The 12,465-nt window shown below is 72.3% G+C and carries 9 protein-coding genes; 6 read left to right on the forward strand and 3 right to left on the reverse strand.

Going from position 1 to position 12,465, the window contains the following annotated elements:
* Positions 1-40: 40 nt before the first annotated feature.
* From ACFQ7F_RS02070 to ACFQ7F_RS02080, 3 genes are read left to right on the forward strand one after another with little or no spacing between them, the layout of a single operon-like run.
* On the forward strand, positions 41-1,768 hold the full coding sequence (locus ACFQ7F_RS02070; protein WP_383264653.1) for a class I mannose-6-phosphate isomerase: 1,728 nt from the start codon (positions 41-43) through the stop codon (positions 1,766-1,768).
* Positions 1,765-2,682 (forward strand): ROK family protein, encoded by a 918-nt coding sequence (locus ACFQ7F_RS02075; protein WP_383264656.1) that lies wholly within the window; start codon positions 1,765-1,767, stop codon positions 2,680-2,682. The genes ACFQ7F_RS02070 and ACFQ7F_RS02075 overlap by 4 nt, the downstream gene beginning before the upstream one ends.
* A gap of 2 nt (positions 2,683-2,684) precedes the next feature.
* Positions 2,685-3,719, forward strand: a complete 1,035-nt coding sequence (locus tag ACFQ7F_RS02080) for a LacI family DNA-binding transcriptional regulator (protein ID WP_383264851.1) — start codon at positions 2,685-2,687, stop codon at positions 3,717-3,719.
* 14 nt (positions 3,720-3,733) lie between these two features.
* Here the strand turns inward: ACFQ7F_RS02080 and ACFQ7F_RS02085 are convergent, their stop codons facing one another.
* Together ACFQ7F_RS02085 and ACFQ7F_RS02090 are read right to left on the reverse strand one after the other, a co-directional pair.
* Positions 3,734-4,363, reverse strand: coding sequence for a CGNR zinc finger domain-containing protein (locus tag ACFQ7F_RS02085; RefSeq protein WP_383264658.1), 630 nt, complete (start codon positions 4,361-4,363; stop codon positions 3,734-3,736).
* A 77-nt stretch (positions 4,364-4,440) separates the two neighbouring features.
* Complete coding sequence (locus tag ACFQ7F_RS02090) at positions 4,441-5,565, reverse strand: NADH:flavin oxidoreductase (RefSeq protein WP_383264661.1); 1,125 nt, start codon at positions 5,563-5,565, stop codon at positions 4,441-4,443.
* A 262-nt stretch (positions 5,566-5,827) separates the two neighbouring features.
* On the opposite strand from ACFQ7F_RS02090, the gene ACFQ7F_RS02095 reads away from it, so the two are divergent.
* The 3 genes from ACFQ7F_RS02095 (at position 5,828) to ACFQ7F_RS02105 (ending at position 10,662) form a co-directional block, all read left to right on the forward strand.
* On the forward strand, positions 5,828-8,431 hold the full coding sequence (locus ACFQ7F_RS02095; protein ID WP_383264664.1) for an ATP-binding protein: 2,604 nt from the start codon (positions 5,828-5,830) through the stop codon (positions 8,429-8,431).
* A gap of 111 nt (positions 8,432-8,542) precedes the next feature.
* A complete protein-coding gene (locus ACFQ7F_RS02100; protein ID WP_383264667.1) occupies positions 8,543-9,946 on the forward strand; it encodes an FAD-binding oxidoreductase in 1,404 nt (467 codons plus the stop codon).
* 56 nt (positions 9,947-10,002) lie between these two features.
* The gene (locus ACFQ7F_RS02105; RefSeq protein ID WP_383264670.1) at positions 10,003-10,662 is read left to right on the forward strand and encodes a DUF6629 family protein; all 660 of its coding nucleotides are present in this window, start codon (positions 10,003-10,005) and stop codon (positions 10,660-10,662) included.
* On the opposite strand, the gene ACFQ7F_RS02110 is transcribed toward ACFQ7F_RS02105, so the two are convergent.
* Positions 10,604-12,400 (reverse strand): acyl-CoA dehydrogenase, encoded by a 1,797-nt coding sequence (locus ACFQ7F_RS02110; protein ID WP_383264673.1) that lies wholly within the window; start codon positions 12,398-12,400, stop codon positions 10,604-10,606. The two genes, ACFQ7F_RS02105 and ACFQ7F_RS02110, sit on opposite strands and share 59 nt — an antisense overlap.
* Positions 12,401-12,465: the final 65 nt, after the last annotated feature.

The following is a 12,465-nucleotide window of genomic DNA, read 5'->3' on the forward strand; positions in this document are numbered from 1 at the left end:
CGCGAATCCCCGACAAGAACCTCCGCTCGAAGGAGCATGCGTGTACCGGCTCGACCCGCGTTACCCCCCGGCACCGGGGACCGTGCTGATCAGTGGCTGGCAGGCCGTGGCGGCCCGACTGCCCTCCGAACCGGCGATCGTGGCCGTCGATGGGCCACCGACCGCCGACTGGGAGACCATCGCGGCCCGGCTCCCCGCCGCATGCCACCTGCCCGTGCGCACCCTCGACATCCGTACGCGCTACGCGCCCCCCGCCGTGGTGCGGCGCCGCACCATGAGCGCGCCGGACGCCGACGACCCGTACTACTGCAAGCTCGCGGAGAACCCCCTGTCCGATCTGTTCCACGAACTCCCGCAGGAGGACATTGACGGGGGCGGCGACGGCGACACGGAAGGCCTGCTGCTCGTCTACGGGCCCGGCGCCTCGCTGGTCCTGCACGACGTGCTCTGGTACGCCGATCTGCCCAAGCGGTACGCGGAGTCCGCGGTGGTGACCGGGGAAGGGAGCAACCTCGGACTGCCCGGCGAGCGGCCCGAGTTGAAGCGGCTCTTCTACGTGGACTGGCCGATGCTCGACCGCCACCGAGACGCCGTCGTCGGCCAGTTGGACGGCTGGCTGGACGTACAGGATCCGGGGCGGCCCGTGTTCCTCGACGGGGAAGGCCTGCGGGCGAGCTACGCCGACCTCGCCCGGCATCCCGTACGCACCAGACCGTTCTTCAACTCCACCCCCTGGGGCGGACATTGGGGGCAGCGCGCGCTCGGCTTCGACTCCGGCGCGCGCAACACCGCCCTCGGCTACGAACTCATCGCCCCCGAAGCGGGCATCCTCATCGGCCACGGCCCCGAGACCCAGGCGGAGGTCCCCTTCCAACTCCTGTGCGTCCTGCACCCCGACGAGGTGCTCGGACCGGAGTCGCACGCCCGCTTCGGCACCTCCTTCCCGATCCGCTTCGACTATCTGGACACCGTGGGCGGCGGCAATCTGTCGGTGCACTGCCACCCCAAGGAGCCGTACATGCGGGAGCGGTTCGGCTGGCACTACACGCAGCACGAGACGTACTACATGACGCTCGGCAGCGCCGACACGCGCGTCTACCTCGGCCTGCGCGAAGACGCCGACCTCGCTCTCTTCCGCAAGGAGATCGAGGAAGCGGCGCACGACGGGGTGTCGATGGATCCCGGGGACCACGTCATGACGTTCCCGGCCGAACAGGGCAGGCTCTTCATGATCCCGGCGGGTACCCCGCACGCCAGCGGCGCCGGCAACCTCGTCCTGGAGATCAGCGCGACCCCGTACCTCTACAGCCTGCGCTTCTACGACTGGCTGCGGCCTGACGCCGACGGCAACCCGCGCCCCCTGCCCTACGAACACGGCCTCGCCAACCTGGAGACGGAGCGGCGCGGCGATGCGGTGGCACGCGATCTGGTGCAGGAGCCTCACGTACTGCGGCGCGGGGACGGCTGGCGCGAGGAACTGCTCGGCGCGCTCGACGAGATGTTCTACGAGGTGCGGCGCTACGCCCTCGACGCGGACGCCGTCGTCGGCGACGACACGGCGGGGCGGTTCCACGTGCTCAATGTGGTGGAGGGGGAGGGGATCACCGTGCTGACATCGGCGGGGGAGCGGCACGCGCTGGCGTACGCGGAGACGCTGACGGTGCCCGCGGCGGTCGGCGGGTACCGCCTTCAGGCGCGTGGAGGCCCTGCGAAGGTGGTGAAGGCGCTCGTGAGAGACCGTCGGGCCGTGCGTGCGGGCCACTCGTGAGAGCCGTTCTGGAGATCGGCGGCACCCATGTCACCGCCGCTCTGGTGGACCCGCTGCGCACCCGGGTGAGCCGCCGCGTCCGGCGCCCGCTCGATGCGTGGGGCAACGCCGAGCACATACTCGGCACGGTCGTGCGCTGTGCCGGGGAGCTTCAGGTGCCCGCGGGTCAGGTGTGGGGCGCCGCCGTGCCGGGACCCTTCGACCACGAGAAGGGGATCGCCCGCTTCAAGGGCGTGGGGAAGTTCGAGGATCTGTACGGCATCGATGTGCGCTCGGTGCTCATCGACGGCGTGCGGCCGAGGCCCGCGGACGTGGTGTTCCTGAACGACGCCCACGCGTTCACGCTGGGGGAGTGGTGTGCGGGGGCCGCGGCCGGCCACCGGCGCTGTGTGGGGATCACCCTGGGGTCGGGGGTGGGGTCGGCGTTCCTCGCGGACGGGGTCGTGCGCCGGGCAGGGCCCGGGGTGCCGCCCGAGGGCCGCGTCGACCTGCTTCGCTGGTCAGGCGCCCCGTTGGAGCACTCCGTCTCGCGGCGGGCGATCCTGGCCCGCTATGGCTCTCGCCGCGGCTCCCGTCACGGCGGCCACGACGTGGATGTGCGGGACATCGCCGTGCGCGCGCGGGAGGGTGAGAAGTGGGCGGGGCAGGTCCTTGACGAGGCCCTTGCCGCTCTCGGTACCGTTATCGCCCCATACGTACGCGACTTCGGCGCGTCGGCGGTCGTCGTCGGCGGCGCCATGGCGCTGTCCTGGGACCTGGTCGGCCCGGCCATCGGCGCCGGCCTCGGGGATACTCCGGTGAGACCGCGCCCCGGCACGCTGGGCGCGGATGCGGCGCTGATCGGGGCCGCGGTGTACGTGGATGCCGATGGGCGCCGGGCGGTGAGGCGCTCCCCGGGGAGAGGACACACATGACGATGCCCGAACCGCGGCCACCCACGGAAGGCCCGCCCACCCTGCGGGACGTCGCCGAGCGGGTGGGCGTCAGCGCGATGACCGCGTCCAGGGCCCTGCGCGACGACGCGAGCGTGCTCCCGGCCACCCGGGAACGCATCCGGGCCGCCGCGGCGGAGATCGGCTACCGGCCCAACGAAGTGGCCCGCAGTCTGCGCCTCGGACGAGGCACCGGCCTGGTCGGACTCGTCGTCACGAACCTGGCCAACCCCTTCTACTCGCGCTTCGCCCTCGGAGTGGACTCCGTCATCGCGGGCGATGGCTTCAAGACCGTCATCGGGAACACCGGCCAGGACCTGGACGCCGAGCGTGAGCTCGTCGCCGACCTGGTGGCCCGCCGCGTCGACGGCATCATCGCCGTCCCCGCGACAGCCGACCAGCGCCATCTCGCCGCCGCCGCGGCCGACGGCGTACCCGTGGTGCTCGCCAGCAGGCCGCCCGAGGGATTCGAGGCCGACTGTGTCCTTGTCGACGACTTCGGCGGGGCCCGCGCCGCCACCGCCCGCCTGATCACCCGCGGCCACCGCAGGATCGGCTTCCTCGGCTCACCGCCCGCCGTCTACACCGGCACCGAGCGCCTGCGCGGATACGCCGCCGCCCTCGCCGCCCACGGCATTCCGCTCGACGAGCACCACGTACGACAGGGGCAGACCGAGCCGCGCGAGGCGCGAAGGGCCGCGGCCGAACTCCTGGCGCTGCCCGAGCCGCCCACCGCGCTGTTCTGCTCCAACAACCGCAACACGATAGGGGCGTTCCGAGCCATTCGCGCCTCCGGCACCGACACCGCGCTCGCGGGCTTCGACGACTTCGAACTGGCCGACGCGCTCGGCCTGCCGCTCACGCTCGTCGCGTACGACAGCGACGAGCTCGGCCGGGCCGCGGGCGAACTCCTCGCCGACCGGCTGCGGGGGAGGGGATCCGACACCGGCAGGAAGCCGACGCCCGGGCCGGTGCGGCGCATCGTGATACCCACCAGCCTGGTGGAGTACGGCAGTTGACGGCCGCGGTGGCCCTACGCCTGACCGCCGACGTCCGGCGTCGGCTCCGCTTCCGCGCCCGCGCGGCGGCGTTGGCGCGAGGCCCGCAGGTTCGCGGCGTTTCCGCAGTCCCGGGTGGAGTGCCAGACGCCGCTGTTGTTGCGGGAGCGGTCGTAGAACGCCGTGGCGCAGCGTTCGTTGCGGCAGATCTTCAGGCGCCGCCACTCTCCGGTGGTCTGGGCGAGCAGCGCCTCGCACAGCACGGCGGACGTCAGCCAGCGCCAGCCCTCGCCCTCGGGCTCGGTGGTCAGGGCCGCGTCGCCGTGCAGGTTGACCTGAAGGGCACATGAGGTGAAGCGGGTGCTCTCGCTCTCGCCGCCGGTGGTGCCGCACCGCGAGTGCAGGGCCCGGCGCAGCTGTTCGCGCAACTGCCGCAGCTTGGGCAGGTCCTCTTCGGTGAGCGTGAGCCGCGCCGCCGTGCGCCCTGTCTTCTCGGCCCAGGTGGGCAGTGCCACGGAGACCCAGGCCTGCGCGGCGGCCACGTCCCCGAGGAGGTCGGCCTCCGCCGCGCCGCCGGAGGGCGCGGTGTTCAGGATGTCCTGCACGAGGCCAAGGCCGCCGGGGACGGCGGTGGGGAAGTAGCGCTCGGTGGCAGGCCAGGTCATGCGCATATCCTACGCGACCGCGGGCGACAGCAGCGTATTGCCTTAGCTGCTGTCGCCGTACTCGCGGCGCCCGTCACTCAGACCAGGCTCTTCAGCTGCGACTTGTCGAAGGGCAGCGCGTCACCGAGGCGGTCCTCCAGGGCCTTGGCCGCCCACTCCGGGTCGGCGATGAGGGCGCGGCCCACCGCCACCAGGTCGAACTCGTCCCGCTCCAGGCGGTCGATGAGCGGGTCGATGCCGGTGGAGGCGGACGGCGCAGCCCAGCCCTGCGATCCGATGAACACCTGGTCGAGGCCGACCGAGCCCACGGTGATCACCGGCTTGCCCGACACCTTCTTGATCCAGCCCGCGAGGTTGAGGTCGCTGCCCTCGAACTCGGGCACCCAGTAGCGCCGTGTGGAGGCGTGCAGTACGTCGACACCCGCGTTCACCAGCGGCGTCAGCAGGCGCTCCAGCTCCTCGGGGGTCTCGGCGAGCTGTGCGTCGTAGCTCCCGGCCTTCCACTGCGAGAGCCGGAAGACGACGGGGAAGTCGGGCGAGACGGCGGCGCGCACAGCCGCGACGATCTCCGCGGCGAAGCGGGTGCGGGAATCGATGTCGCCGCCGTAGCCGTCCGTGCGCTGGTTCGTGCGCTCCCAGAGGAACTGGTCGAGCAGGTAGCCGTGCGCGCCGTGCAGTTCGACACCGTCGAAGCCGATGCGCTCGGCGGCCGCCGCGGCGTCCGCGAACGCCCGGATCACGTCGTCGAGGTCGGAGGCGGTAAGGGCGCTGCCCTTGGGCTGTCCGTCGAGGCCGATCCCGGAGGGGCTGGCCGAGGGAGCGGAGGGCACCGGGCCCGTGCCCTCGTCGCGCGCGACGCCGACGTGCCACAGCTGCGGAATGATCTTGCCGCCCGAGGCGTGCACGGCGTCGACCACCTTGCGCCAGCCTCCGAGGGCGTCGTCCCCGTAGAAACGCGGGACACGGTCGCTCGTACCGGCCGAAGCGTGGTCGACGTACGTCCCCTCGGTGATGATCAGGCCGACACCCGCGGCGGCCCGGCGGGCGTAGTACTCGGCCACGTCCGCGCCCGGCACGCCGTCCGGTGAGAATTCCCTGGTCATGGGTGCCATCACGATGCGGTTGGGCAAGGTGAGGCTGCCGACGCTGAAGGGGCGGTCGAGGGTCTGGGGGGTGCGTGCGGTCTGCGACGCCGAGGTCATGCGTCCTCCTGGCAGGAACGAGGGTGCGATCATCGTGAGATCGATGACGCAAGCGTACCTGCTTTACTCATGTCGCTTGGCGGAGGGCCCCGCGGCGGTACGGCCGCGACCGGGGAACCCCCTCCAGCCTCGCCTGGCCCTACCTGCGCGACGGCCTCGACGCCGCCGCCATCGCCGTACGCCCGCACCCGAGGCCCGTCCGTGCTGACCGAACCTCAGTACGGGCGGGGGAAATGCGCGGTCGCGTGGGAGAATCTGCCGCGTGGACGGGGGGATCCTCGAGCGGGATCTTGAGCTGGTCAGGCTGACCGCCGCCGTACGGGAAGCGGCCGACGGCGCGGGTTCGGTGGCGCTCGTCTTCGGTGAGGCGGGCATCGGCAAGTCGAGCCTCGTGAACGCGCTGCCGGGTGTGCTGTCCACGCAGGCCAGGGTGCTTGTCGGGCAGTGCGACGACCTTGCCACGCGGCGCCCGCTCGGGCCGTTCCGTGACCTAGTCGGCAGCGTGCGGGCCGAGCTGGCGCGGGCGGTGACCGAGGGCGGCGACCGGCATCGGGTGTACGACGCGCTGCGTGCCGAGCTCGGCGAACCGCCGCATCCGACGGTCCTGGTCGTAGAGGACGTGCACTGGGCGGACGAGGCCTCTCTCGACGCGCTGCGGTTCCTCGTACGCCGCATGGACCGGATGTCCGCCGTCCTCGTACTGACCTACCGCGACGACGAGTTGAGCCGCGAGCATCCCCTGCGCCACCTCCTGGGCCAGGTGTCGCGTGCGGCCCGCGTGCACCGCGTACCCCTGTCCCGCCTGTCCCGGAACGCGGTGCGCACCCTGAGCGCGCCAAGCCGCCTCGATCCCGCGCAGGTGTACGCCGTGACGTCGGGCAACCCCTTCTACGTCGCCGAGGTCGTCGCGGCGGGCGGCACCGGGGGTGTGCCCCCGACCGTGGTCGACGCCGTTCTGGCCCGCCTTCGAGGCCTAGACGACGCCGCACGCGACGCGCTCGAACAGCTCGCCGTGGTGCCGTCGGCGACCGAGCGCCCCTTGGCCGACGCGCTACTGCCGTACGGAGTGGGCCAGTTGACCGAGGCGGAACGGCGCGGCCTCCTTGTCGTCGCCCCCGAGCGAGTGGTGTTCCGGCACGAGATCATCCGGCGGGCCATCGCCGACTCGCTGCCCGCGGCACGCCGCATCGAGCTCAACCGGAAAGTGCTCACCGTCCTGGTCGCGCAGCCCGGCGCCGACTACTCGCGCATCGTCCACCACGCCGCCCAGGCGGGCGACCAGGACGCCATCGCGCGCTACGGACCCGACGCGGCCAGGGACGCCGCACGCACCGGCGCGCACCGAGAGGCCGCCGCCCAGCTGCGGCTCGTCCTGGCGCAGCGCAGCCGCTATGGCCCTGCCGAACTCGCCGATCTGCTTGAGCGGTTCGCGGTGGAGAGCTACACCATCGCCGACTCACCAGCCGCCGTCGGCGCCCAACGGGAAGCCGTCGCCCTGCGCCGCTCCCTCGGCGACATGAGGGCGCTGGGCGCCGATCTGCGCTGGCTCTCGCGGATCCACTGGTGGGCGGGCGACGCGGACGCGGCACAGGAGGCCGCCCGGGAGGCCATAGACGTACTCGAACAGGCGGGTGACGAGCGGCTGTTGGCGCTCGCGCTCAGCAACACCTCTCAGCTCCGCATGCTCTCCGACCGGTACGCCGAGGCCATCGGTTACGGCGAACGCGCCATCACCCTGGCCCGGCGTACGGGGGACGCGGCGATCCTCTCGCACGCGCTCAACAACGTGGGCACCGCCCGCTGGCGCGGCGGCGACCCCCTTGGCCGCCCACAGCTTGAGGAGAGCCTGGCGGTCGCGCTGAAGGCGGACGAGGCCGAGCACGCCTGCCGCGCCTACGCCAATGTCATCTGGACGCTCCTGGAGAACCTGCGCTTCACGGAGGCGGACCACTTCCTGGCTCCCGCCATGGAGTTCGCGGACCGCACGGAACACCTGGGGTTCCTGCGCTACCTCCAAGTGGAGCTCGCGCTGCGGCAGTTCGCCGCCGGCAAATGGAACGAGGCGGCGAAGCTCGCCGAGTCCGGTGACGCGCAGGAGTTCCCGCCCGCGCGCTGCCCCGCCCTGACCGTCCTCGCGCGGGTGCGGATCCGGCGCGGTGCGGAGGGATCCGACGAACTCCTCGGACGGGCCTGGGACGTCGCCGCGCGGACCCGGGAGCTCCAGCGCACGGCCCCGGTCGCCGCGGCCAGGGCGGAGGCCGCCTGGCTGCGCGGTGACCACGCGGCCGTGACCGACGCCGTCGGCCCCCTGTACGTACAGGCGCGGGGCCTGGCCGCGACGCCGTACCGCGCGGAGCTCGGCCACTGGCTGGCCAAGGCGGGGCACCCCGTCCCCGCGGACGCATCGGACCATCCGTACGCCCTGCAGACCGCCGGGCGGTGGCGCCTCGCCGCCGAGGCCTGGCGGGCGGCGGGCTGCCCCTACGAATACGCCGCCGCCCTCGCGGACAGCCCGGACCCGGCGGACAAGCTCACCGCGCTCTCCGGCCTCGACGCACTGGGCGCCGAACCCCTGGCCCGGATCGTCCGCAACGAACTGCGCACCCTCGGCGTCGCCCGGATCCCGCGCGGCCCGCACGCGGCGACCCGCCGCAACCCGGCGGGCCTCACCGGCCGCCAGCTCCAGGTCGGAAGGCTCCTGGTGGAGGGCCTGACCAACATCGAGATCGCAGGGCGGCTCTTCCTCTCCGTCCGCACGGTCGACAACCACGTCCGCGCGGTCCTGGAGAAGCTCGGCGCCCGCACCCGGCGCGAGGTCGCCGCCCGCGCCGCACAGCTGGGGATCGAGATCGGCCGCGAAAAGTAGGCAAAAGTAGGCAATGGCCGGACGTGAGCTGGGTGATGGGCACGGATATCGGTGCGTCGGGGGCGGGACTAGAACGGGCTCATCGGATGCGCCGATCCAACGGGGGAGCACATGTCCATGACGCCCGCACAGGATGCACGCCGGGAACTCGCAGGATTCAAAGGGGAGTTGAAGGGGCCGGAGGACGCCGGGTACGACGAGGCGCGCGCCGTCTACAACGCCATGGCCGACAAGCGCCCCGCGCTCGTCGCCCGCTGCACCGACGCCGACGACGTGTCCCGCGTCATCGGCTTCGCCCGCGCGCACGGCCTGCCGCTCGCGGTCCGCGGCGGCGGCCACCACGGAGCGGGCCTGGGCACCGTCGATGACGGTGTGGTCGCCGACCTCTCGCCTCTCAAGGCGATCGAGGTCGACGCACGGGCCCGGACCGTGCGGGTCGGCGGCGGCTGCGTCTGGGGCGAGGTGGACCGCGCCACCCACGAGCACGGCCTGGCCACGCCCAGCGGCATCATCTCCTCGACCGGCGTCGGCGGCCTCACCCTCGGCGGCGGCCTCGGCCACCTCACCCGCAGGTTCGGCCTGAGCATCGACAACCTCCTGGAGGCCGACCTCGTCCTCGCCGACGGCCGTCAGGTGCGGGCGAGCGCCGAGGAGAACGCCGACCTCTACTGGGCGATCCGCGGAGGCGGCGGCAACTTCGGCGTCGTCACCTCGTTCCTCTTCCGGCTCCACGAGCTGAGCACGGTCATCGCGGGCCCCACCTTCTGGCCCGTCGAGCAGGGCGCCGAAGTCCTCGCCGCCTACCGCGACTTCCTGCCGGGTGCGCCCCGCGACACGACCGGCTTCTTCATGTTCGGCACCGTGCCCCCGGCCCCGCCGTTCCCCGAGAGCCTCCACCTGCGCAAGATCTGCGGCGTCGTCTGGTGTCACACCACCGATGACGCCGATGCAGCGGCCCACGCCATGGCGCCCCTGCTCGACGCGCTGCCCGATCCGCTCCTGCACGCCGTGGGGGAGCTGCCGCACCCCGTGCTCCAGTCCATGTTCGACGGGCTCTACCCGCCCGGCGACCAGTGGTACTGGCGCGCGGACTTCGTCGACGAGATCCCGGACGACGCCGTCGCCCTGCACGCCAAGTTCGGCGCCGAGGTGCCGACCATGAAGTCGACGATGCACCTCTACCCCATCGACGGCGCGGCCCACGACCACAGCCCCACGGACACCGCCTGGAGCTACCGCGGCGCCCGCTGGGGCTGCGTCTACGCGGGAGTGGACGCGTCCCCGTCCAACGCCGACCTCATCAAGCGCTGGACCGTCGACTACTTCGACGCGCTGCACCCGTTCTCGGCGGGCGGCGCCTACGTGAACATGATGATGGACGAGGGGCAGGAGCGCGTACGGGCCAGCTACCGCGACAATTACGCCCGCCTGGCCCGCGTCAAGGCCGCGTACGACCCCGACAACGTCTTCCGCCTCAACCAGAACATCGAGCCCGACCCGCGCGGCCCCGCGTAACCCCTGCGGCCCGCCTCGCCGCGCCCCCCGGTGACGGGGGTCGTAGCGTGGGAGCCATGTGCTGGAGCGAGACGGCCGATCTCGTGGCGGGCACGGGTATCGCCGTTGTGGGAGTCGCAAGTGTGACCAGGGCGGCCCGTGGGGCCCGCCCTGGCGATGTGCCGCTCGCCGCGCTCCCGATCCTTCTCGGCGCCCACCAGATCATCGAGTCCCAGGTCTGGCGAGGTGGCGGGGGCACGGGTCCCGCCACCGTCGCCTGGACCGTGATCGCCCTGCCGCTGCTCCCGCTGTGGATGCCCGCGGCGGTGCTGTGCGCGGCGCCGCCGAACGCGCGCCGCCGCCTGCTGATCCCCCTCGCCGCGGGCATCGCGACGGCGGCGGCGCTCTCCTACAGCCTGGCGACCCGTACGGTGACAGCCGAGATCCGCGGCCACACGGTCGGGTACGCGTTCGGCCTGCCCCAGCCCGAGCTGATCGTCGCCGGATACCTCCTGGCCACCATCGGCTCCCTGCTCCTCTCCGGCGACCGGGGCCTGGCCCTCTTCGGCGTCCTGGTCGCCGTCGGGGCGGGGGTGTGTGCGGTGCTGTGGCGGCGGGAGTACGTCTCCACGTGGTGCGCGTTCGCCGCGGTGTGCTCGGTGGTCCTCTACTTCTGGGTCAGAAGGCGTTCTCGGCCAGCTCGAGAGCGGTCCGGTCCAGGCTCTCCAGGAGCGTGAACTGGGCTTCCGTCTTGGGCAGTTCATGACGGAAGAAGTAGCGGCAGGCGGCGCGCTTGCCCGCGTGGAAGTCCTCGGTGCCGGGTTCGGCCGCGAGCAGCTGCTCCAGCCACATCCAGGCGACGACCACGTGCCCGACCGCTTCGAGGTAGACGCTGGCGTTGGCGAGTGCCGTCTGCGGGTCACCGGTCGACCAGAGCCGCTGGGTCACGTCCACCGCACGGGCCACGGACGCGTCGAGCGCACGCCCGTACCCGGGCGCGACGCCGCCCGCAGCGGCGGCGCGGGCCGTCGTCCTCGCGATGCGCTCGCCGAGCAGCCGCAGCCCCGCGCCGCCGTTCATGACGACCTTGCGGCCGAGCAGATCGAGGCCGTGGATGCCGTGCGTGCCCTCGTGGATGGGGTTGAGGCGGTTGTCGCGGTAGAACTGCTCGACGTTGTACTCGCGCGTGTATCCGTAGCCGCCGTGCACCTGGATGGCCAGGTCGTTGGCCTGCAGGCACCACTGCGACGGCCAGCTCTTGGCGATCGGCGTCAGCACGTCGAGCAGCAGCTTGGCCTCGTCGCGCTCCTCGGGCGAGGTGCCGGTGTTCTGCTCGTCGAGCAGCCGCCCGCAGTACAGATTGAGCGCGAGCGCGCCCTCCACGTACGCCTTCTGGGCGAGCAGCATCCTGCGTACGTCGGCGTGCTCGATGATCGGGACCTGCGGGGCTGCCGGGTCCTTGGCGGTGAGGGGGCGGCCCTGCGGGCGGGTGCGCGCGTAGTCCAGGGCGTGCAGATAGCCGGTGTAGCCGAGCGCGGTGGCGCCGAGGCCCACGCCGATCCGGGCCTCGTTCATCATGTGGAACATGTACGCCAGGCCGTGGTTGGCATCCCCGATGAGGTGGCCGACCGCGCCGGGCTCGCCGCCGGGCCGGTGGGCGCCCTCGCCGAAGTTCAGCAGGGTGTTCGTGGTCCCTCGGTAGCCCATCTTGTGGTTGAGGCCGGCGAGCACGACGTCATTGCGCTCGCCGAGCACACCGTCGTCGCCGACCAGGACCTTGGGCACGATGAACAGCGAGAGCCCCTTCACACCGGGCGGGCCGCCGGGGATGCGCGCGAGCACCAGATGCACGATGTTCTCCGAGAGCTCGTGCTCGCCGCCGGAGATCCACATCTTGTTCCCGAAGAGGCGGTACGTCCCGTCCGCCCGCTCCTCGGCCCGCGTGCGCACATCGGCGAGCGACGAACCTGCCTGCGGCTCCGACAGGCACATCGTGCCCAGGAAGCGGCCCTCGACCATGGGGCGTACGAAGGTCTCGATCTGCTCCTTCGACGCGTGCGCGAGGAGCAGATTGGCGTTGCCCATGGTCAGGAAGGGGTACGCGGCCGTGCCGACGTTCGCCGCCTGGAACCACGCGAAGCAGGCCTGCGCCACCACGGACGGCAGCTGCCCGCCGCCGATCTCGTGGTCCATGGCGCTGGCCAGGAGCCCCGAGTCCCCGAAGACGCGAAGTGCCTCCTTCACCTCGGGGATGATGTGCACCGTTTCCCCGTCGAAGGTGGGCTCCTGGGCGTCGGCCTTCTTGTTGTGCGGGGCGAAGTGCCGCGTGGCGATCTGCTCGCTCAGCTCAAGTGCGGCGTCGAACGTCTCGCGGGAATGGTCGGCATACCGCTCCCTGCCGGTGAGCGCGGGCACGTCGAGCCACTCGTACAGCAGGAACTCGAGATCGCGGCGGGAAAGGAGCAGGGATGCCATGCGGATTCTCCATGCGGTGACGGTGACGGCGGTACCGATCCCGGGGCGAGGAGCCCCGCACACCC

It is taken from the genome of Streptomyces sp. NPDC056486, from assembly GCF_042795295.1.
Lineage (GTDB): Bacteria > Actinomycetota > Actinomycetes > Streptomycetales > Streptomycetaceae > Streptomyces.